The sequence below is a fragment of the Mycobacterium sp. genome, assembly GCF_002863225.1.
Classification (GTDB): Bacteria; Actinomycetota; Actinomycetes; order Mycobacteriales; family Mycobacteriaceae; genus Mycobacterium.
Map to the genome: position 1 here is coordinate 1 of NZ_PKEK01000042.1, position 22,105 is coordinate 22,105.

Consider the following 22,105-nt stretch of genomic DNA (forward strand, 5'->3'; position numbering starts at 1 on the left):
CCGACGAACTCAACGGACGAGCCAGAAAACGATTCAACTGGGACAACCCCACCAACCGAGTTAACCAACTACTACTGTCACCACCAACAGAATCCACTGTTGCAACCAAACCTTGAAACCGCCCGAGAGCCGACCACGCTGATGTCGATCTCGGCGGTAAGAGCGGCAAAACTAGGGCAGCTCGAGGATCGCGACCGCCGCCGCCGTGTCGGCTTCGTGCGTCAACGACACGTGGATCGTCACGTCCTTCAGATGCGCGGCAATGTCGCCGCTGAGCCGCACCTTGGGCCGTCCCCACATGTCGGTGACCACCTCGATGTCGCGGTGGATGTCCTCGCGCAACACCGGCCGCTGCGAGAATCGTGACCCGGACCAGGCCTTGATCACTGCCTCCTTGGCCGCCCACCGAGCCGCCAGGTGGCGGGCCGCCGACGAGCTCTTGTCCGAGGCGTCCCGCCGTTCACCCGGCGTGAAAGTCTCGGCGAAGACCGTCCCGGGCTGATCGACCTGCTCGGCGAATTCAGTGATGGAGACAAGGTCTATCCCCACTCCGACGATGCTCAAAGGCGCCGTTCCTCCTCATTGGCCCCGCTTCTACGGGGCACAGTCCCGTCGCCGGCGCGGCTCATCGGCTAAGAACCTATCGGATGACTCACCGGCTGTAGACGTCGTCGTCGCCCAGCCGCGCGTCGGCGTCGAGCAACATCGCCGATTCCTGACGCTTCTCCGACCCTTCGTGGTCGAAGCGACGGTCGGCGGGCCGCTCGTACATCGGGCGCCCACCCGCGATCGCCGAGGCCAGTCGACGTTGTCCGGCCAGCACCCGGGCGTCGGCCCGCTGCTGGTAGTCCGCGCGCTGACCGGCGTCGAGCGTGGCCAGGAAGGCCTCCGGGTGCACCAGCGCGACCAGACCCGAGACGTGACCGAACCCGAGGCTGGTCACCAGACCGGCCTTCAGCGGGAACTTGTCCCCGAGTCGCAGCGTGTCGCGGACCCAGACGAAGTGCGCGGAGTCGGCGAGTTCGTCGTCGACGCAGTCCAAGCTGCGGTTCGGCGGGATCACGCCGTCGCGCAGGATCTGGCACAGGCCCATCATCTGGAAGACCGCAGCGCCACCCTTGGCGTGCCCGGTGAGGCTCTTCTGCGACACGATGAACAGCGGCGCACCATCGGACCGGCCGATCGAATCGGCCAGCCGCTCGTGCATTTCGGTCTCGTTGGGGTCGTTGGCCAACGTCGAGGTGTCGTGCTTGGAGATCACCGCGACGTCGTCGGCGCCGACGCCGAGTCTGGCCAGTGCCCGAGCCAACGGCGAATCCTTACCGCCGCGGCCGGCACCCAGCGCGCCGAGGCCCGGGGCCGGAATCGAGGTGTGCACGCCGTCGGCGAACGACTGCGCGTAACCGACGACCGCGAGCACCGGCAGACCCATCTTGACCGCGAGGTCTCCGCGGGCCAGCAGGATCGTGCCGCCGCCCTGGGCCTCCAGGAAGCCGAGCCGGCGACGGTCGTTGGGCCGGGAGAACTTCGCGTCGCTGATTCCCCTGCCGCGCATCATCGAGGTGTCGGCGGTGGCGGCCATGTCACCGAAGCCGATGATGGCTTCCAGCGTCAGGTCGTCGAAACCACCCGTCACCACCAACTCGGCTTTGCCGAGCCGGATCTTGTCCATGCCCTCCTCGACCGAGACCGCCGCCGTGGCGCACGCGCCGACCGGGTGGATCATCGCGCCGTAGCTGCCGACGTAGGACTGAATCACATGCGCGGCAACGACGTTCGGCAAGACCTCCTGCAGGATGTCGTTCGGCTTGTTCCGGCCGAGCAGGTTGCCGTGGTACATCGTCTGCATCGACGTCATACCGCCCATGCCGGTGCCCTGAGTGCTGGCCACCAGGCCCGGGTGCACCCATCGCATCAATTCGGTCGGGGTGAAGCCCGACGACAGGAACGCGTCGACGGTCGCCACGATGTTCCACAGCGCCACCCGGTCGATCGAGCTGGCCATGTCCTGGCTGATGCCGAACACGGTCGGGTCGAATCCGGTCGGGATCTGCGCACCGACGGTCCGCGACAGTTTCGTCTTGCGCGGAACCCGGATCTCGGTGCCCGCCTTGCGGGTGACCTGCCAGTCGCTCGATCCCGGAATCGGCTGGACCACCGTGTGTTCGGCGTCGAACTGGGCGAACCCGCGGGCGTCGGCCTCCGAGGAGACGACGAACGTGAAGTCCTTGTCGAGGAACACGCTCACCATCAACGGTGACGCGTGATCGGGGTCGATCGCACCGTCGTCGACGAACTCGCGGATGCCGACGCGCTCGACCACCACGTCGTGGTAGCGCTCGACCAAGTCGGCCTCGTCGATCAGGTCACCGGAAGCGGTGTCGTACCAGCCCGGTGTCGGATCCTCTTCCCACTTGATCAGCCCTGTGGTCCAAGCCAATTCGAGTACACCGGCTGCCGAGAGTTCGTTGTCGACCTCCATCTCGAAGCGCGTCCGAGACGAGCCGTACGGACCGAGTTCGGCGCCACCGACGATGACCACCAATTCCGACGGGTCGAGGTCGAGGCGGTCCCACACCGGCGGCGGTGCCGGGCTGAAGCCACGTGGCGGCGACGGCAGCGCGGCGATCGTGCCCGCGTCGGACTCGTCGTCCTCGGTGGCAGCGCCGGACGTCATCTCCTCGCGGGCCTTGGCCGCCAGCTCGGCCATGTCCAGGTCGACATCGCCGAGTCCGCCGGTGAAGTCCACGTTGATCGGCGAACTGGCAGCGGCGGCCCGCGACTCGATGTTGCAGAGCCCGAGCAGCATCTCGGCCATTTCGTCGGTGGAATACGTTGTCACACCGGCTTCTTCGACCGCACTGACGATCGCGTCGTTGTGACCCATCAGCCCGGTTCCGCGGGTCCAGCCGATCAGCGCGTGGGCCAGGCTGACGCGCTGCGCCCACGACGACTCGGCGCTCCACCGGGTCACCACGGCGTCCAGCGCCGACTTGGCCTCGCCGTATGCCCCGTCGCCACCGAACATGCCGCGGTTCGGCGAACCCGGCAGCACCACGTGCAGTCGCGAAGCGATGTCACGCTCGGCACCGATCTTGGAAAGACCGCCGATCAGCCGCTGAACGGCCCACAGCAGCACCTTCATCTCCATCTCCGAGCGCGAACCGGCCTCGGACAGATCGCCGGCCACCCGCGGCGCCGCGAACGGGAACAGCAGCGTCGGAACCTGAGCGTCCTTGATGTGAATCGACTGCGGCCCAAGGCTTTCGGACTGCTCGTTACCAACCCACTCGGCGAGTGCATCGATGTCGGAGTAGGACGCCATGTTGGCCGCCACTACCCACAGCGAGGCGCCGAAGCGGGCGTGGTCGCGATAGAGGTTGCGGTAGAAGGCCAGTCGGTCGTCGTCGAGCTTGGACGTGGTGGCGATCACGGTGGCGCCGCCGTCGAGCAGCCTGCCGACCACTGACGCGGCGATCGAGCCCTTGGACGCACCGGTGACCACCGCGACTTCGGCGTGGTACGGGCCGGGATCCGGGTTTTCGGCGCCGGCGGCGATCCGGCCGTACAGCGAGGCGTGAATCTGTCGCCCGGCCGCCAGCGCCCTGCCCTGCCACCAGGTGGCCTGGGTGGCCACCACGTGGCCGGCCCCCTCGAAGCGCTCCGACAGACGCGCCCAGTCGGCGTTGGCCTCGTCTTCCTCGACCAGCCACAGTTTGACCAGGTCTTCGCGTGCACTGGCCCACCGGTCGTCGAACACGACGGCCTTCTTGCCGTCGAAGACCGGAGCCACCAGCCGCGGCCAGTCGGCGCCGAGTTCGGCGGTCACCAAATCGATCAGCTCGGCGTCGTTGGCGGCCGGCGGCGCGCTCACCTTCTCGTCGAGACCCAGCTGGCCCAGCACCAGCCTGGCCGCCGAGGCGAGCACCCCGTCGCGGCCGGTGATCTGCTCGGTGAACTCGCCGAGCGCGGCCGCGTCGACGGTTGCGCCGCCGCCCGCACTGCCGCTGGACGGCAGCGCCACCGCAATGCCCCGGCGGGCCGCCACGGACGTGACAGCGGCGTCGATGACGCTGTCCACCGCGGCGGCATCCGCCAGCGCACCCTCGTGCAGGTTCCCCAGCGAACCACCACGGACACTGGTGCCCTCACGTGTGCCCAGCGCCACCTCGACCGTGACGTGCTTGACCCAGCCCGCGCCGAGCTCCCAGGTCTTGGTGACCCGTTCGGCGATCGCGGCGGGCCGCTTGCCGGACGGTCCGAGGATGGTGCGCAGCTGGTCGTTGATCGCGTCGGAAAGTACTGGGCCGTAAGGCTTGTACGTGCGAGCCAGCTTGGTCACCTGTGCCCGGAGCGCGGCCAGGTCGGCCTCGGCCGCGCCGTCGATGGCACCGAGGTTGAGCTCCGAACCCAGGTCGACCAGCAACTGATTGCGTCGCGAGGACGCGCCGTCGGTGATGGACTCGATGGAGTCCAACTCCTCGATCTGATCGATGCGCATCTTGGCCGACAGTGCGATCAGCGCCAGCGTCGCGTCGGCGGCGTCGAACCCGATGTCGTCCGGCCTCGGAGCACCAGACGGAGCCACCGGCGTGGCCGGAGCGGCGGCGGGCGCTGCTTCGACGGAGGGCGCAGTGGTCTGCTCCGCGGCCGGCGCCACGTCGACGACGTCCTCGGGCTCGGGGTCGGTGTCGGTGGCGAACAGCACCGCGGCGTCGCGCTCGGCATTGAGCACTTCCACTGTGCTGTGCGCGTATTCGGCCAGCTTCAGGGTGTTGGTCGCCAGACCCGCGACGGTCGGCGCCGACTTCACGCCGATCTCGACGAACCGCTCCACACCGAGACCGCCGGCGGCTTCCTCGGTGAACAGCAGATCCTGGGTCTCGATCCAACGGACCGGGCTGGCGAACTGCCACGCCAGCAGCTCGATGATCAGCGTGCGGGCCAGGTCGAACGGCCGCTCGTTACGCCAGTAGTCGTAGTTCTCCAGAATCTCGTCGAGCGGCTCGGCCGGCACCAGATCCCGTATCTCCTGGATGAAGTCACGCTCCAGGCTGAACGGCCGCGGCACCAGGTTCGGGATGTAGCGCCCGATGATGACCTCGGGGTCTTTGCCCCGCGGCATCGCCCGTTCCAGCGAACGCCGGAATTCGGCGACGCCGACCCGCAGCACCTCGGAGTGGAAGGGCACGTCGATGCCCGGTACCAGGATGAATGACCGCTTGCCACCAGAGATTTCACGACGGCGCTCCACCTCGGCCTCGAGCTCCTCGAGACCGGCAACCGTACCGGCGATCGCGTACTGCGATCCGCGCAGGTTGAAGTTCACGATCTGCAGGAACTCACCGGTGCGCACCGAGACCTCTTCGACGAACGCCGGCACGTCGGCGTCGTCGAGATCGATCTGCGACGGCCGGATGGCGGCCAGCCGGTAGTTGGAGCGGCCCAGCTCGTCACGCGGCACGATGTCGTGCATGTTGGACCCGCGCTGGAACACGGTCTCCAGCAACGCTTCCAGACCGTAGACGTCGCTCACGCAGGCCAGCGCGGTGTACTCGCCGACGGAGTGGCCGCAGGCGATCGCGTCCTCGACAAAGGCGCCCTGCTCGCGCATCTCGGCGACCTGAGCCGCGGCCACCGTCGCCATCGCGACCTGAGTGAACTGGGTCAGGTACAACACGCCCTCGGGGTGTTGGTAGTGCACTCCGCTGGCGATCAGGCTGGTCGGGTTGTCGCGCACCACGTGCAGGATCGAGAAGCCCAGGGTCTCGCGGGTGTACTTGTCCGCGTCGTCCCAGACCTTGCGGGCGGCCTTGGAACGGGCCCGGACGTCCATACCCATGCCCTTGTGCTGGATGCCCTGGCCCGGGAACGCATACACCGTCTTGGGCGAGGCCAGTCGCGCGGTAGCAGACATCACCAGATCGGAGCCGATCCGGGCGGCGACTTCCAAAACCTCGGCGCCCCGGTCTATTCCGACCCGGTCGACACGGAAGTCGACCTCGTCGCCCGGCCGGACCATGCCCAGGAAGCGGGCCGTCCAGCCGATCAGCCGGGCCGGCGGCCGGGCTTGGCCGTCAGTGGCGGTCACCACGTGCTGCGCGGCCGCCGACAGCCACATGCCGTGCACGATCGGCGAGTCCAGGCCGGCCAGCAGTGCGGCCGCCCGGTCGGTGTGGATCGGGTTGTGGTCACCCGAGACCACCGCGAAAGGCCGCATGTCGACCGGAGCGGTCAGCGTGACGTCGCGGCGGCGACGGCGTGGGGTGTCGGTGGCGTTCTCGGAGACCGCGCCGCCGGCACGCAGCGGATCGGTCAGCTCGGCGGGCCCGGTGCGGCCGCGGATGGCGAACCGTTCCTCCATGGTGGCCAGCACCCTGCGGGCGGAGTCGGTCACGGTCACCGAGATCGGGACGACCCGGCCGACTTCGGTGTCGAAGGCCACCGACGTCGTTGCGGTGACGGTCAATTCGGCCGGCACCTTCGGCAACGGGGCGACCAGGTGAGCCGCGTGGTCCAGGTGCACCAGGCTCAGCAGACCCTCGACCACCGGAACGCCGGAGCCGGTGACCGCGGAGCCGATGGCCGCGAAGACCGCGGGCCAGCACCGGCCGACCAACGCGTCGGGCACGGTGGTCAGCGTCGGCGCCAGCAGCTCGCTGAAGATCGCGGTGACCCCGGTGTGGTCGGCGACCCGCTCGGGATCCCACGGCACGGTGACGGTCGCAGTGCCGTTGTGCACCCGGGGCAGGCTGTCCGGCCCGTCGGCACCGGCGGCGATCGCCAGCACCGAGCGCATGGCCTCGATCGCATCCTTGGTCCGGATCACCGGGATCGCGCCGTCAATGGTGTTGGCGGGCAAGCTGAATCGAATGTCGATCCACACACCGGCGATCGGGACGCTCAGCACGACCTGGTCACCCTCGGTCTGCAGGCGCGCACCGGTGGACGAGTGAGTCGCCCGGGGCTCCTCGAGCCCGTCGAAGTCGCCGTGCACCTGCCAGTCGGCCGGGTCGGCGATGCGGTGCACCGGGTTGATCGCAACGCGGTTGGCCCACAACACATCCGGCGCGTCGAGCACGGTGGCCAGCGGACCCCGCACGTCGAGACGGCCCTGCCGCCGCGCGGTGACCGGCGTGGGCGTCGTACCGGTGGCGAGCACGTCGTCGACCGCGGCCTGCTCGAAGCGGTCGAGCAGATCACCGACGGGCTCGTCGAGCCGGGTGATACCCGCGACCGCCGCGGTGCCGGGAATGATGCAGACCTGGTCGGCGTCGTAGCGGGCGTCGTGCGCCTGCCACAGCGAATCGCTTCGCCACCAACGGCGTACGTCCTTGTCGATCACCGGCACGAAGTTCACCGGCTTGCCCGGCGTCTTGCACTGGGTGACGAAGAACGGCACGTCGGCCGGATGCAGCTGCACCGTGGAGGCGTCCGGATAGCTCGCGACCAGCGCGGCGATCGCCTCGGCCGGCCGCTCCAGGAGATCGGCGTCGGAGAACAGCGTCTCGATCGGCCCGGAGTCCCGGGGGTGCAGCCGCGCCTCGGCGCGCTGCAGCATGGCCTCGAACCGGTCACGCCAGGTGTCGGCCAGCCAGGGGCTGCCCGGGGCGGCGGTGTCCGCGGTGCTGTCACCGTCGCCGATGGCCAGCTCGACGTAGCGCTGCAGCCACTGCAGGTAGGTCATCTCGCCGATGTCGCCGAAGTACGGCTTGGCGGTGTTGGCCATCGCGGCGATGATCTCGTCGCGCCGCGCGGCAACCGCGTCGACGTCACCGGCCACCTCGTCGAGCAGCCGGCCGCAGCGCGAGGCGGTGTTGTCGATCTCGTGGATGTCGGCGCCGAGCTGGCTGCGGCCGGAGGCCATGCCGCCCTGGGCTTTTCCAGCACCCACCCACTGGTCGGTGCCTTGGATGTCGACCAGCATCTGCTTGACCGACGGCGAGGTGGTCGCCTCGAGGGCGGCCATTGCCGCGGTGCCGACCAGGATGCCGTCGACCGGCATCAGCGGGAAGCCGTAGGACTGGGCCCAGCGCCCGGACAGGTATTCGGCCGCCTGCTCCGGCGTACCGATGCCGCCGCCGACGCAGACGGTGATGTTGGGCCGCGATCGCAGCTCGGAGTAGGTGGCCAGGAGCAGGTCGTCGAGGTCCTCCCACGAGTGGTGGCCACCGGCGCGTCCACCCTCGACGTGCATGATGACCGGCTTGGTCGGCACCTCGGTGGCGATGCGGATGACCGAGCGGATCTGCTCGACGGTGCCGGGCTTGAACACGACATGCGAGATGCCGATCTCGTTGAGCTCCTCGATCAGCTCGACGGCCTCTTCCAGCTCGGGGATTCCGGCGCTGACCACGAGCCCGTCGATCGCCGCGCCCGACTGGCGAGCCTTCTGCACCAACCGCTTTCCGCCGACCTGCAGCTTCCACAGGTAGGGGTCGAGGAACAGCGAGTTGAACTGGTAGGTGCGGCCCGGCTCCAGCAGCCCGGCGAGCTCCTCGATGCGGTCGTTGAAGATCGGTTCGGTGACCTGGCCACCGCCGGCGAGCTCGGACCAGTGGCCCGCGTTGGCCGCGGCGGCCACGATCTTGGCGTCGACGGTTGTCGGGGTCATGCCCGCGAGCAGGATCGGCGACCGGCCGGTGAGCCGGGTGAATTTGGTCGACAGCTTGACCCGCCCGTCGGGCAGGGTCACCAGCGTGGGCGCGTAGCTCGACCACGGCCGGGCCACCTCGGGGACGGCGCCGACGGTGAACAGGTTGCGCTGACCGCCACGGGTCGCCGCGGGCACGATGCCGACTCCGAGTCCGCGGATCACGGGCGCGGTGAGCCTGGTCAGGATGTCGCCGGGGCCCAGATCGAGGATCCAGCGCGCGCCGGCCTCGTGGACCTGAATCACCTCGTCGACCCAGTCGACCGGCTGGACCAAAATGGCCTCGGCCATGGCGCGAGCCAGCTCGACGTCGATGCCGACCTTCTCCGCCCATTCGCCGACGATGTCGATGCTGTCGGCGAGTCGCGGGGTGTGGAAGCCCACCTCGACCTGGACCGAGTCGAAGACCGGCGCGAAGACGTCGCCGCCGCGGAGCTTGTTCTTGCGCTCCGCTTCTTCCTTCTCCGAGATCTGCTTGCAGTACAGCTCGAAGCGGGACAACTGCTCGGGCGTGCCGGTGATGACCACCGAACGGCGGCCGTTTCGGATGGAGAGCACGGGCGGCAGCACCGTGCGGACGTCCTGCGAGAAGTCTTCGAGCAGGCGGTAGAGCCGCTCGGGGTCGGCGTTGGTGACCGACACCATCGGCGAACGATCGCCGAGTACCGAGATTCCGCGCCGACGGGCCACCAGCGTGCCGGCCGCGCCGATCAGCTGAGCCATCGCCAGCAGCTCGATGTCGCGAGTGCCGGCCGCCTTCAGCGCCTCGACCGCCAGGATGCCCTGCGAGTGGCCGACGACGGCGACCGGCGGGGTGGCGACCAGGTCCATGCCCTGCCGGGCCAGCGTGCGGATCGCCGCGATCTGGGTGAGCAGCACACCGGGCAGCGACACTGCGGCCGAGGTGAGGTGCTTGGCGGACGGCACCGGGTCTTCGGCGGCCAGCGCGCGGACCCATTGCAGCGGCTCGAAACCAATCGGTCGCACGACGACGAGCTCGTTGGCCACCGGCTCGAGCAGCAGGTCGACTTCACCGGCCAGGGTCGTCAGCTCCGATTCGATGCCGGAGGACGACACCAGCTCCTCGAGCGTCTCCAGCCACGCGCCGCCCTGGCCGCCGAACGCGACCGCATACGCCTCACCGGCGGTCAGACGATCGACGAGCGCATGAGTGTCCGGGGCGAACCCGTCGCGGTCAGCAGAGACTCGATGGTGCTCATAGATCGTCACGTGTGTATCTCCCTCAATAGCGCTCGTCCGCTCAAGTGTCAGAGCCGCGCTGCCCCATAAATTTCGTCAACATGCCGATCGAGCCCCCGGATCCCTTCCGGCCATGCCATGGCCGGCCCGGCTTGCGCGGGCCACGCCGGAGGACGTCATCGGCTGCACTAAGAGTGTCATAAGGAAATCGGAGGTTTCCCAGGGAAATTGGTTACTGGTGAGTACTACGCGCGAGTAATGGTGGGCTGGGTAACACTCCGCACAACAGCCGCCGAGGACGTCCGAACCAAACCTGCTGCATGCGGGTGGTTACGGTTGAGTAGCTATAACTGTGCAGATCAAAGCAGTATTGTTACCTAATCGTTATCTCGAAAAATTGCGCCTTATCCGGCGCTGCGGTCGCGCGTCGACGAGATGGTGTGCGGCGACTCGTCCCGATCCAACGGGTTGGACGCCGTGCAAAAGTTTGCTGGGAACTTACTCAAGAGTCAGCTTGGGCTCAGATCAGCGGCGTGGAGTGGCCACCACCCGTCCCCCGGCCGCCCGCCAGCGCCGCCGCCGTCCGCTGATGGCCCAACCATTCGTAGCCGGCGACCACCGCGGCCGGCGCGGCCGCGACCACCAGCAGACACACCGGAGTGGACACTCCCGCTACCGCCAGACCGACCGCGGTGCCCAGCACCGACAGCGTGACCAGCACGACGGCGGTGTAAAAACCGTCCCAGGCTCGGGTCAGCAACAGGTAGGTGCCGTAGACAGATCCGATGTACAGCCCAACCGGCGCGGCGACGGCCACCACCGACGCCACCGCGTCCAGCGAGGATCGGTGCTCGATGGAGTCCGCGGCCGCATGCAGGCCGGCGCCGGTGGCGACGATCGATCCGAACACCGCGATGTGCAGGTAGCCGTAGCCGAAGGAGCGCTCTCGGTGGGCGTGCAGCAGCTGAGCTGCCGGCACCACGAAGTACACCCACCACATCCCGAACGTCAGACCAGTACCCGCGATTGCGACCAGTGCGGCGTCGGTGGTCCAGCCGTGTTCGGCGACCATGGCCGACAACGAGGCGACGGTCCCTACCACCCCCTCACCCAGGGCGATGATGGTCAGCAGCCCGTTGCGCTCGGCGATGTGGTGCGCATGCCAGGGCGTTCCGCCCTTTCGCTTCTCCGCGATCAGCGGACCAGTCAGTTCGATCGCCACCATCACGGCGAACAGCACGAACGTGACGGTCACCGAGCTGTTGACGATCGCGACGGCAATCCACCCGAGCTGCGCGACGGTGATGGAGCCGGCGTAGGTCAGACATGCGACCTTGCGGGCCGGGTCCTGCCCGGCGGCCCGCAGCCACTGGATCACCATGGCCACCCGCATCACCACATAGCCGCCGACCAGTACCCGGTTGTCGACATGGGCACCCTCGGCTATCGACGAGAACACCGGCGGAATCCCCAGGGCCAGCACCAGCACGCCCACCATCTGCAGCATCGTGGTGAGCCGGTAGACCCAGTCGTCGGTGTCGTAGGCAGAGGCGAACCAGCTGAAATTGATCCACGCCCAGCACACCGAGAACGTGGCGAAGGAGAAGCTGATCAGGCCGGCTTCGACGTGACCGGACGCCAGGGAATGGGCGAACTGCCCAGCGGCGACGCCGAAGGCGATGACGAACGTCAGGTCGAACAGCAGCTCCAGTGGTGTGGCCACCCGGTGCGGCTCGTGCGGGTCGCGTCCCGACATTCGACGAAGCCGGTGGGTGCGGACCACGTGGTCGTGGCGATTTCCAGGTTCGCTCACGGGATTATTTTCCTCCGGTCTCGATTCGGTGACCGCTTAGCACCATGACCGTTGACGGCCGCGGGCAGTATGTACGATCCTCCCCATGCCGCTGGTCATTGGAGCGACAGCCGCTGGATTCAATATTGTTCGGCCGCTCGGATACGAGGAGTTCGGCGAGCTATACGTCGCCGAACATCCACGTCTACCCCGCCAGCAAGTGCTTCACCTGATTCCCGCCGACACCTCGCTCGATCTGGACTACCGCTTGCGGTTCCAGCAGGAATCCGACCAGGCGGCGACGCTCTGGCACCCGAACATCGCCGGGCTCACCGACCGCGGGGAGTTCGAGGATCAGTTGTGGCTCTCGTTCGACTATGTCGACGGTTCCGACGCCGCGGAGCTGATGAGCGATGGCCATCTCGACGGCATGCCGCCGCGGATGGTGATGGAGATCGTGTCCGCGATCGCCGACGCGCTGGACTACGCGCACGACAGCGGCGTGCTGCACCGCTACGTCAATCCCGGCAACATTCTGATCAGCAACTCTCCGGCCGACCGACGCCGAATCGCGTTGACCGGCTTCGGTGTAGCGCGACCCGAGGGTGCCCACAACACCTTGACCCGCGCCGGCATGTTCATCGGTACCGCCGGCTACACGGCTCCCGAACAGCTGATGGGCGAGGAACTCGACGGCAGAGTCGACCAATACGCTTTGGCCGCCAGCGCTTTTCACCTGCTGACCGGGGCACCGCCGTTCGCTCATTTCAACCCGACCGTGGTGGTCAACCGGCAGCTCAACGATCGACCGCCCCGACCGAGCGAGATCCGCCCCGACCTGACCGACTTCGATGCGATCTTCGCGCGTGCCCTGTCCCAGGATCCGGTCGACCGGTTCCGGCGATGCCGAGACTTCGCCAAGGCGCTCGAATCGACCGGCGGCACACGGTCGCATATCCGCGCCACCTCCGAGGTGCGCGCCGCGTCCATCTTCCGCGAGTCGACCAACGGCAACGGTGAAACCGCCACGATCGCAACGCCGGCCAAGGCCGACGAGCCGGCGCCCACCGTCGCAGCGCCCGAAGCCGCCGCTCCGGCCGTCCGGTCGAACGGCCACGCCAAACACCACGTCGACGAGGACGCCACGACGGTCCTTCCCCCGTCGTCCGCGAAGCTCGTCGACGTCGATGACGACCTCTCCGACGACTTCTCCGACGACGAAGCCGCCGAGGCGCGCAAGCGCCGGCTGCGGCAATCGGCGGCAATCGGCGGGGCGATCGTGGTCGTGGTGATTGCCTGGTTCGCCGGCGTCAAGGCCCTCCGTTCGGCGTCTCAGCACGACGACGCCCCGGCCAACGTCGAGACCACCACCACGGAGTCGACCAGCCCGGCCCCGGCAATCATCGCGCCGCCGGTCGTGGTGGCCCCGCCCCCGCCGCCACCGGTCATTCCGCCGCGGGTCACGGTCACCACCTCGTTGCCGACGACCACAGTGCCGACCACCACCAAACGCCCGACCAGTACGGCGCCGGCGTCGAGCGCCGCACCGCAGACACCCGCAACGAACCCGCCCAAGCCGGCGACCACACCGCCGACCGGGCCGAACGCCCTGGACACCCGGCCCGCAGTTGGGATGCCCTGTGGTGCAGAGGGTTCCACTGCAGTGTCCAACTCGGGTGTGCCGGTGAACTGCGTCGGCACCCCGGGCGGGTTCGCCTGGCAACCGCCGGGCGCCTGAGCCGCGGTCAGCTGTCGGGCGAGAGCACTTCGATCAACGCCTCGGCGACGTCGCGGCCGCCGACAGGAAACGTTGTGAGGTTGTCCTGCAACAACTTCTGCGCTCCAGCCCGATTACCGGCCGCGACCAGCCGACCGAGCTCCTCGACCACATCGGCGTGGCCGTCGAGGGTGGACGCCAAGACGTCGACCAGCTCCCAGTCCCGGTACAGCGCCAGCGAGCGTTCGTAGAACGCAAATCCGCTCACCTGCTCGCCACGCATGGTGCCGTCGTAGCGATATGGCCCTTCCATGTACTCGATCGGCAACCCGTGCGCGGGCGCCGCCACCAGCGGCTCGCCGATCAGGTCCAACTCGAGAGCGTCGCTGTGCAGCCGATGCAGATTCGGCATGAACCGGTCCGGCGCGGGGGGACGCACCAGGGGCCGGATCGCATTGGGCCAGCGGACATAGCTCTCGACCGTGACCTCGACGTCCTCCGCGCACTCTGGCGCCTTGGCTGGATCCGGGTAGCTCACGGTCGCACCCGAGAACGGTTGCGGCGCATTACCGTTCAGCCGATCGAACTGGTGCCAGATACTCATGTCGACACCGTTGTCGAGGTTGATCGTCCGCCATTCGTGCGACCGGGAGCGTGGGTCTCCCCCGTCTCCGCCACCGTTGGCGTATTTGGGAAACCACTGCCGGTCAACGTGTCCCGCGCTACCGCTGACCTGTTCGCGCTGCTCGCCCCAGCGCAGTGTTCCGTTCATCGCCATACCGGTTTGGAAATATGAGTAGGTGTCGGCCTGGCCGAAGCAGACGATCCTGCCGTCGTAGGTGTCCGCACCGACGGGGACCGGAGCACGCGTCGGCGTCACATCCAGGTCCAGTTCCATCGACCGGCCGGTCTGGTCCAGGCCGCGCAGGCTGATCCGGTAGGTGTAAGGCTTCAATTCGCCGTCGTCGTCCCGGCAGGAGCACCACGTCACCGGTCCGGCACTGCTCTGGTATCCGATGTCGAGATACCCCGCGGCCATCGTCATCTTGGGCTGGGCACCCGGTTGCATGTTCCGCGGCGGCATGTCGTAATCGGTGTATGTTCCGTATTCGCCTGTGTCGCAGTCGAATAGCGCCATAGTGTAGAAATCGGCGACGATGGTTCCGCCCGGACGGTTCTTGTTGAAGATGGTCAGGTAGGAGAACGTGCGGCCCGTCTCGCCGGTCAGCTCGCCCGCGATGAACCAGGTGTCGGACTCTTGGTCTTCATGCAGACCCTCGGCTGCCGGGAAATCCAGAGCGCGGTCGTTCTCCACCAAACGGAACGGGTACTTGCGCCAGTCAGTGTCCATCTCACACCTCGGGGTTTGGATCGCGTCGCTCTTGCCACCGGATTCACGATAGGTGTCAGGCGTCCCGTCTTTTTTGCTATGTTAGCATCAATAGCGAAGTTGCCATCGCCTTTCCAGAGGTCGTGCCCCATGCCGGAAACCCGTGACCACCGTTGCTACGACCAGCTTTTCGTCGGCGGACAGTGGCGCAAGCCGTCCACCGATCAGCGTCTGACGGTCATCTCCCCGCATACCGAAAAGTCGATCGGCGACGTCCCCGCCGCGACTCCCGCCGACGTCGACGACGCAGTCGCCGCCGCTCGGCACGCGTTCGACCACGGTCCGTGGCCGCGGCTAACCCCGCAGGAACGGATGAGTAAGGTCGAGCAACTCGCCACCATCTACGGTGGCCACCTCGACGAGATGGCCGACCTGATCACCGACGAGATGGGCTCCCCCCGCAGTTTCAGCCGGCTGGGCCAGGCCGCGGCGGCGGTCACGATGATCCATCTGACCCTGGGTGTGGCCCGTGACTTCGCCTGGACCGAACGACGGCACGGCGTGCTCGGCGAGGTGCATCTGCACCGTGCCCCGGTCGGCGTCGTCGCGGCGATCGTGCCCTGGAACGTGCCGCAATTCCTGATCATGCCCAAGCTGATCCCGGCGCTGATCGCCGGCTGCCCGGTGATCGTCAAACCCGCACCCGAAACGCCCTTGGACGCTTTGTGGTTGGCGGAGATGATCGAGCAGCTCGACCTGCCGGAAGGGGTGGTCTCGGTCCTTCCGGGCGGCACCGACGTGGGCGAGGCACTCGTGCGTCATCCGGGAGTCGACAAGGTGTCCTTCACCGGGTCGAGTGCGGTCGGACGCCGGATCGCGACGTTGTGCGGCGAGCAACTCAAGCGGGTCAGCCTCGAACTGGGCGGCAAGTCGGCGGCGATCATTCTCGACGACGCCGACATCGCCAAGACCGTTCAGGAGTTGAAGTCCGCGAGCCTGATGAACAACGGGCAGGCTTGCGTGGCGCAGACCCGCATTCTGGTCAGCGAGCGGCGCCACGACGAAGTCATCGACGCGCTGTCGGCGATGATGACGGATTTGCAGGTCGGCGACCCGGCCGACGAGGCCACCGACGTCGGGCCCCTGGTCGCTCAGCGTCAGCAGGCTCGGGTGCAGGACTACATCCGCTCCGGGGTCAAAGAGGGCGCCCGGATCATCCTCGGCGGCGAGGACGCACCGCATGACCAGGGGTGGTACGTCCGCCCGACGCTGTTCACCGACGTCACCAACGACATGCGGATCGCGCGCGAGGAGATCTTCGGTCCCGTGCTCAGCGTTTTGACCTACCGCGACGAAGCCGAAGCCGTCCGCATCGCCAACGACAGCGACTACGGCCTGGCCGGCTCGGTGTGGACCGCGGACATCGCGCACGGTCTCGAGGTGGCCGCGAGGGTGCGGGCCGGCACCTACGGCATCAACATGTACACGCTCGACATCGGCAGCCCGTTCGGCGGTTTCAAACAGTCCGGCATCGGCCGCGAGTTCGGACCCGAGGGTCTGCACGAGTACGTCGAGTTGCAGTCGGTGATCAGCAAGGGCGCGATGCCGCCGCTGTCCTAGCGCGGCCGCCGCGCGGTGTCGGCACTCGATGTGCCCGCCTCGTAGCGACAAATTCGTCTGACGCCCAGCGTTGTCGCTCAGAGGTGGGCAATCGAAGGTGCCCGCTACCCAGGCAAGTGCAGCGTCAATTCCACCGGTGAGCACAGTTCGCCGCGCTGGTTGACGATGTCGATCTCCAGGTCGATCAGCCCCGCCGAGGGTTTGGCCACCACCCGGCCCCGGCCCACCATCGTGTCGCCGGCGTAGATCGATCCGGCCAGCCTCATCTTTCGGCGCACCACGCGACTCTGCGGCCCGGCCCAGTCGGTGGCGACCCGGTCGGCAAAACCGGCGATGTGCATGGTGTTGACGAAAATGCCTGGGTGGCCCTGCTTTTCGGCGTAGTAGGGGTCGAAGTGGACCGGGGTGTAATCCCAGGTGGAGCCGGAGTTCATCACCACCCGCTGGTAGCTGATCTCGTCGCGAACCTCGGGCAGGTCGGTCGGCACCGTGACGCTTTCCCAGGCGATCATGCGGCGCTCCTCCTCAGAACTTCGTTCTGCATCGTCGCCACCGCGGCGATCATGCGGCGATCATGCGGCGCTCGGACTGAAGCGGAACAACGTGTTCCGATTGGTGGCCACCACCGCACCGTCCTGCCGGGTGAAGGTGTCCAGCGTCTCGATGAAATGCCCGACCCCGAGCTTGGAGTTCTTCTCCGGTGAGACCGACACCACCTGTTCGACGATCGTGAGCCGGTCGCCCTCGAGTACGGGCAGCGGAAAGTCCGCCTCGTTGGCGGCGTTGACGATCGTGGTGCCGGGCAACGGAACCCGCAGCGCGATCGCCGCGACCGGCGGCCGCCCGCCCGGTTCCCACGGCAGCGGGACCAGCCAACCCATCAGCAGGGCCGGGGGTGCCAGCAGCCCTCCCCATATCGTGGTGGCGAAGTCAGCGTCCCAGTACGACGGGTTGCCGTCTTGCACTGTGGCAGCGAACATCTGGATCCGCGCCGCGCTGACCACGGTTCCCGCGACCCTCGGCTCGGACGTCACGCCGACCATACGCAGCGCATCCTCGTAGGTCCCGAATGCGAGCTTGTAGCTGATCGGGGTCGCTGTCACGCCGAGACCGGCACCGAGTCCCACTGAAGTTCGCGAGAAGTGAAGTACCAGCCGCCGCGCTCGTAGATCAGTTGATCGCGATAGCTGCCGGTGGCACGCAGCGTAGATCCGCCGGTGAACAGCAGCGCCACACATCGCTGCGTCGCGTTGACGCCGTCGACGGTGATCTCGTGGTCGACCGTGACCAGCCGGCCGCCACCGCCGTCGAAAGCCTCACGCAGGTCGGTGAATTCGGCGCCGTCACGGACGAAGCTGGCGCCCGAGTGCCGGAACGTCGCGATCCACCCGTTGCGGTCCCCCTCGGAGAAGCACCGGTTGTGCCGCGCGGTCAGGTTCAAGATTGCGTCGCGCCCCACCGAGCCGTCCAGTACGTACTGCTGCTGATAGGTCATGGCCATGTGTTGTTCTCCCTGTTCTAGCGACTGACGATGTATCCGTGGCTTTCGCGGTCCCAGGCCGCGGGTCCGGCCCCTTGGGCGCGAAGGACGTCCTTGCGGATGCGCCCGATCACGTTCTTGGGCAACTCGCTGACGATCTCGACGTAGCGCGGCACCGAGAAGTACGGCATCCGGTCGGCGCAAAAGTCCAGCAGCTCTGAGTGGTCGAGGTCGTGGCCCGGGCGCACGGTGACGAACAGCAGGATGTCGTCCTCGCCCAGTTCACTGGGCACGCCGACGACAGCGGCTTCGAGCACCGCGGGATGCCGCATCACCACGGTCTCCACCTCGACCGACGAGATGTTCTCGCCGCGCCGGCGCAGCGAATCCTTCACCCGGTCAACGTAAGTCAGGTTGTGGTCGCCGTCCAGCACACCGAGATCTCCGGTGCGGAACCACTCCGGGTGTGGATCCACACCCGAACCGGACGGCCGCACGTAGCCCTCACTCATCACGTGCGAATGGCGGGGGCGGCACGCGATCTCACCGACCGTGCCTTCGGGAAGTGGGGCGCCGGCCGCGTCGACGATGGTCACGTCGAAGTGGGGATTCAGCCGACCCGACGTTCCGGGCACTCCGTCTTCGGCAACGCCTTTGACCGCGATCGGAAAGGCTTCGGTCAGGCCGTACATGGTCACGATCCGGCAGTCGTAACGCTTTTCGATGTCGCGATAGATGCCCGCGGCGATCGGCGCGGCGGAGATGAAGCGCAGCGGCAACTGTGCGTCGCGGGTGTCCGGCGGCTGATTCCACAGCATCGACACCATCGCGCCGGCGCCGACAAAGCCGACGGCGTTGCTGGCCCGCACGTCGTCACAGACCGAAGCGGGATGGAAGCTCGACGCCAAAACTGTTGTGCCACCGACCAGCATCGGTGCCAGCACGGCCGGCGCGGCACTGAGATGAAACAGCGGCATCGCGGTCCACAGCGCCTCACCGGCGCTGAACTCCCAGGCCGCCGCGGCGGTCGCGGCCGTGGTGAACAGGTAATGCCACGTGGTCGCAACGGCTTTCGACGGCCCGGTCGTGCCGGAGGTGAAGAACAGCGACCCGATGTCGGCAATGTCACCGACGTGGCCGGTAACCGCTTCGGCGCCGTCGTCCAGCGAATCGTCACCGAACACAAAGCAGGGCAGTTCGCCGGCCACCTCGGCGACCCGCGGCATGCGTTCGGCGTCGGTCAGAACGACCTTCGCCCGCGACAGGCTCAGCGCGTGCAGCAGGAAGTCGCCCTTGTTGGCCGTGTTCACGGCGGCGGCCACTGCGCCGATGCGAGCCGCGCCCAGCCAGAAGTAGACCCACTCCGGGCAGGTGCCGGCGAACAGCGCGACACCGTCGCCCGGACCGATTCCCAAGCCCAGCAAGGCATGGGCGGCCGCGCAGGAGCGCCGTCGCATCTGCTCGAAGGTCACGCCGACGCCGTCGACCGACAGCATCACCCGGTCGGGAAACTGCTCGGCACGCCGATCCAGCACCGCCGCGACGCTGAACCGCTCGACGCCGAAATCAGCCGGGCCGATGGGCATCAGGCCCCTGCAGCCGCCGGGTCCGGGTCACCAGCCGCGGTGTAGCCGAAGTCGTTCGAAGCGGGCTCTTCACCCGGGTAGAACCGGTGCGCCCAGCGCCGCAGCGCCGCGTAGTCGTGCGCCTCTTCGGGTGCGAGGTTCGGCTTCTCCAGATACTTCATGTTTTCCCAGGTGAAGAAGTCCTGCTTGATGACTTCTTGTTGCAGCGCCAGGAATTTCGCGGCCCGGCCACTCGGCACGTCACCGGTGTCGCCGGACTCCCGGACCGAGGCCTGGGTGTAGAAGTAGTCGGTGTAGTCCTCGTCGACCGGCGTCTGACCGGTGACCTCGATGGTGGCCACCAAGTCGCTGGGAAAGCGCACGATGCCCAGGCCCAGCGAATAGTTGTCGTAGACGATCTTGGCGTCGACCGGGCCGTTGGGGGTCAGCCAGGTCTGTGACCGTCCACCGCCGAAGTGCGCGCTGACCGTGGCGTGCAAGTGGTAGCCGTCGACTTCGAACGACGTGGTGTTCGCCGGGTTCGCGGCCTTGTGCACGTACTGCACGTGGTACGGGTCGGCGGCGTTTTCGATGATCATCTGCGCGTGCACCTTGACCCGGTTGAGCATCCGGCTGTGTGGGTGCAGCGGGTAGTACTCGTCGGTCTCCAACTCGGGCAACACCGGCGGCTGCCAGTAAGGCGCCCTGCCGTGCCGTTCGTGCCACACCAGGATGAAGCCGTACCACTCGGCGCTGTGGTAGGTCCGGACGCGGACATTGTTCTTGCAACCGATCTTGCTGTAAGGAATCAGCGCGTTGGTGCCGTCGCCGCGCCACTGCCAGCCGTGCCACGGGCAGACGATGTTCTCGCCCTCGACCGTCCCGCCGACGCCCATGTTGGCGCCGAGGTGCTGGCAGTAGGCGTCCAGCACATTCACTTCGCCGGACTCGGTGCGAAACAGCACCATTTCCTCGCCGAAGTAGTGCACCCGCTTGACGTCCCCGGGCGCCAGCTCTGAGGCGAAGCCGACGATGAACCATCCGGTCGGGAATCGGTACGGCGACAGGCTGATGCCGCTGGGCCCGAATTCGCGCTCGGACGGATCGATGGAGGAGTCCGAAATGGTGTCCGTCACTGGCTCTCCTTCTGCGTCCACTCACGCGCCGGCTGATTGGCACACAGCCGCGCTGGCCGCACTGTGAAGACTTGGTCTATTTTTACTATTTTAAGCATTGAACGTCAACGCACACGCACGACGGCGGTAGGTTCAGAAACCGAACGCGGCGTAAGCGTGTTGGTGAATCGAGGGTGACGATGACCGCTTCGAAAATCGATCTGTCCGATTTCGGATTGTGGCGCAACGGCTTTCCAGACGAGGTGTTCAGCGAGCTGCGCCGCAGCAGACCGCTGTTCCGCCACGGCCTGACACCGGGTGTCGAGAAGACCGTCAAGCGGGATTTCTGGATGACCACCAAGCACCGGCATGCCGTGCGGCTGCACCGCGACCACGAATCGTTCACCGCTGTGGACGGACCGCTTATTCAGCCCGCCGACCTGTTCGCGTCCAACCCGACCATCATCACGCTGGACCCGCCGGAACAGATCAAGCACCGCAAACTCATCTCGAGCGCCTTCACGCCACGGGCGATCGCCAGGCTCGAGGACGGCATCCGGGCCCGTGCGGCGCGCCTGATCGACGATCTGCTCGCCAAAGGCAGCGGTGACTGGATCGACGACGTCGCCGATGCCCTGCCGATGACCGTGATCGGCGACATCATCGGCATCCCCGAACAGGATCGACCCCGCATCTTCGACGGCTTCGACCACATCCTGAAGGTCCAGTCCAAGGCCGCCGAGATGGACACCGAGGTGTTCGCCTCGATCTTCGGCTACGCCATGGAGCTGACCGCCGAAAAGCGGCGCAATCCCGCCGACGACATCTGGAGCACCATCGCATCGGGCGTCATCACCGGCGACGATGGCAAGCAATTCCGCTTGGCCGCAAACGAACTGGAGTTCTTCTTCTTCGTGCTGGCATTCGCCGGCAGTGACACGACCAAGAATGCGTTGGCCATCGGACTAGAAGCGTTCGTCGCGAATCCGGACCAGATCGAACGGTACCGCGACGACGATTCCGTGCGATCAAGCGCCGTCGAAGAGGTGCTGCGCTGGGCATCGCCGGTGGCGTATTGGACCCGCAGCACCAAGGTCGACATCGAGATGGACGGCCAGCACATCCCCCAGGGCGAGCGGGTGGTCGCGATGCTGCGATCGGCGAACCGCGACGAGGAGGTCTTCGATTCGCCGTTCACCTTCGACATCGGCCGCCAACCGAACCAGCACGTCGCCTTCGGCGGCGGCGGAGCGCATCACTGCCTGGGCGCGATGCTGGCTCGCGCCGAGATCCGCGCCGTGCTGGACGAGCTCTTGCTGCGCTGCGACGACCTGACCCTCGGCCCCGCGCAGGTCAGCTATCCGAACCTGACCACCAACATGTCGATCTACGACGAAATGCCGATTACGCTGCGCGCACGCTAGCGATTCAGTCGACCACCCGCAGCGCCGCCTTCGGGCACTGGTCGACCGCGACGGCCACGTCGATCTGCAGATGCTCGGGCACCTCGCCGTCAGCGACATGCACCACGTCGGATGTTCCGATCTCGAAGATGTCCGGCGCCAGGGATTCGCAGAACCCGTTGGCCTCACACAACGATTCGTCGACAACTATTCGCATCGCTTACTCCCTT

The 22,105-nt window shown here is 67.2% G+C and carries 13 protein-coding genes; 3 read left to right on the plus strand and 10 right to left on the minus strand.

Features of this window, described 5'->3' with window-relative positions; translation table 11 throughout:
• Positions 1 to 171 precede the first annotated feature (171 nt).
• The 3 genes from CYU59_RS13645 to CYU59_RS13655 form a co-directional block, all read right to left on the minus strand.
• The gene (locus tag CYU59_RS13645; RefSeq protein WP_292990331.1) at positions 172 to 564 is read right to left on the minus strand and encodes a holo-ACP synthase; all 393 of its coding nucleotides are present in this window, start codon (positions 562 to 564) and stop codon (positions 172 to 174) included.
• An 88-nt stretch (positions 565 to 652) separates the two neighbouring features.
• Entirely contained in the window at positions 653 to 9,883 is a 9,231-nt protein-coding gene (locus tag CYU59_RS13650; protein ID WP_292990333.1) for a type I polyketide synthase, read from the minus strand.
• A 490-nt stretch (positions 9,884 to 10,373) separates the two neighbouring features.
• Positions 10,374 to 11,609, minus strand: a complete 1,236-nt coding sequence (locus CYU59_RS13655) for a low temperature requirement protein A (protein WP_292990418.1) — start codon at positions 11,607 to 11,609, stop codon at positions 10,374 to 10,376.
• A gap of 142 nt (positions 11,610 to 11,751) precedes the next feature.
• On the opposite strand from CYU59_RS13655, the gene CYU59_RS13660 reads away from it, so the two are divergent.
• Positions 11,752 to 13,383 (plus strand): serine/threonine-protein kinase, encoded by a 1,632-nt coding sequence (locus CYU59_RS13660; protein ID WP_292990335.1) that lies wholly within the window; start codon positions 11,752 to 11,754, stop codon positions 13,381 to 13,383.
• A gap of 7 nt (positions 13,384 to 13,390) precedes the next feature.
• Here CYU59_RS13660 and CYU59_RS13665 read toward each other — a convergent pair whose 3' ends face one another.
• The gene (locus CYU59_RS13665) at positions 13,391 to 14,713 is read right to left on the minus strand and encodes a lipocalin-like domain-containing protein (RefSeq protein ID WP_292990338.1); all 1,323 of its coding nucleotides are present in this window, start codon (positions 14,711 to 14,713) and stop codon (positions 13,391 to 13,393) included.
• A gap of 129 nt (positions 14,714 to 14,842) precedes the next feature.
• On the opposite strand from CYU59_RS13665, the gene CYU59_RS13670 reads away from it, so the two are divergent.
• Positions 14,843 to 16,312, plus strand: coding sequence for an aldehyde dehydrogenase (locus CYU59_RS13670; RefSeq protein ID WP_292990340.1), 1,470 nt, complete (start codon positions 14,843 to 14,845; stop codon positions 16,310 to 16,312).
• A 104-nt stretch (positions 16,313 to 16,416) separates the two neighbouring features.
• Here the strand turns inward: CYU59_RS13670 and CYU59_RS13675 are convergent, their stop codons facing one another.
• Genes CYU59_RS13675 through CYU59_RS13695 form a run of 5 tightly spaced genes read right to left on the minus strand, consistent with a single transcriptional unit; the run spans position 16,417 to position 20,493 of the window.
• Positions 16,417 to 16,824 (minus strand): MaoC/PaaZ C-terminal domain-containing protein, encoded by a 408-nt coding sequence (locus CYU59_RS13675; RefSeq protein WP_292990343.1) that lies wholly within the window; start codon positions 16,822 to 16,824, stop codon positions 16,417 to 16,419.
• Between the two features lie 60 nt (positions 16,825 to 16,884).
• Positions 16,885 to 17,355 carry a MaoC family dehydratase N-terminal domain-containing protein gene (locus tag CYU59_RS13680; RefSeq protein ID WP_292990421.1) on the minus strand — a complete coding sequence of 157 codons (471 nt, stop codon included), beginning with the start codon at positions 17,353 to 17,355 and terminating at the stop codon, positions 16,885 to 16,887.
• A gap of 56 nt (positions 17,356 to 17,411) precedes the next feature.
• On the minus strand, positions 17,412 to 17,813 hold the full coding sequence (locus tag CYU59_RS13685) for a nuclear transport factor 2 family protein (RefSeq protein WP_292990346.1): 402 nt from the start codon (positions 17,811 to 17,813) through the stop codon (positions 17,412 to 17,414).
• Positions 17,814 to 17,830: 17 nt separating this feature from the next.
• The gene (locus CYU59_RS13690) at positions 17,831 to 19,378 is read right to left on the minus strand and encodes an AMP-binding protein (RefSeq protein ID WP_292990349.1); all 1,548 of its coding nucleotides are present in this window, start codon (positions 19,376 to 19,378) and stop codon (positions 17,831 to 17,833) included.
• Entirely contained in the window at positions 19,378 to 20,493 is a 1,116-nt protein-coding gene (locus CYU59_RS13695; protein WP_292990352.1) for a Rieske 2Fe-2S domain-containing protein, read from the minus strand. Before CYU59_RS13695 ends, CYU59_RS13690 begins: the two co-directional genes overlap by 1 nt.
• A 179-nt stretch (positions 20,494 to 20,672) precedes the next feature.
• On the opposite strand from CYU59_RS13695, the gene CYU59_RS13700 reads away from it, so the two are divergent.
• Positions 20,673 to 21,896 carry a cytochrome P450 gene (locus CYU59_RS13700; RefSeq protein WP_292990355.1) on the plus strand — a complete coding sequence of 408 codons (1,224 nt, stop codon included), beginning with the start codon at positions 20,673 to 20,675 and terminating at the stop codon, positions 21,894 to 21,896.
• 4 nt (positions 21,897 to 21,900) lie between these two features.
• Here CYU59_RS13700 and CYU59_RS13705 read toward each other — a convergent pair whose 3' ends face one another.
• Entirely contained in the window at positions 21,901 to 22,092 is a 192-nt protein-coding gene (locus CYU59_RS13705; RefSeq protein ID WP_292990358.1) for a ferredoxin, read from the minus strand.
• Positions 22,093 to 22,105: the final 13 nt, after the last annotated feature.

Coding starts and splice junctions, on each gene's coding strand:
- CYU59_RS13655 (WP_292990418.1), bottom strand. CDS start 11,609: ATGTCGGGACGCGACCCGCACGAGCCGCACCGGGTGGCCACACCACTG.
- CYU59_RS13660 (WP_292990335.1), top strand. CDS start 11,752: ATGCCGCTGGTCATTGGAGCGACAGCCGCTGGATTCAATATTGTTCGG.
- CYU59_RS13665 (WP_292990338.1), bottom strand. CDS start 14,713: ATGGACACTGACTGGCGCAAGTACCCGTTCCGTTTGGTGGAGAACGAC.
- CYU59_RS13670 (WP_292990340.1), top strand. CDS start 14,843: ATGCCGGAAACCCGTGACCACCGTTGCTACGACCAGCTTTTCGTCGGC.
- CYU59_RS13675 (WP_292990343.1), bottom strand. CDS start 16,824: ATGATCGCCTGGGAAAGCGTCACGGTGCCGACCGACCTGCCCGAGGTT.
- CYU59_RS13680 (WP_292990421.1), bottom strand. CDS start 17,355: ATGGTCGGCGTGACGTCCGAGCCGAGGGTCGCGGGAACCGTGGTCAGC.
- CYU59_RS13685 (WP_292990346.1), bottom strand. CDS start 17,813: ATGGCCATGACCTATCAGCAGCAGTACGTACTGGACGGCTCGGTGGGG.
- CYU59_RS13690 (WP_292990349.1), bottom strand. CDS start 19,378: ATGCCCATCGGCCCGGCTGATTTCGGCGTCGAGCGGTTCAGCGTCGCG.
- CYU59_RS13700 (WP_292990355.1), top strand. CDS start 20,673: ATGACCGCTTCGAAAATCGATCTGTCCGATTTCGGATTGTGGCGCAAC.
- CYU59_RS13705 (WP_292990358.1), bottom strand. CDS start 22,092: ATGCGAATAGTTGTCGACGAATCGTTGTGTGAGGCCAACGGGTTCTGC.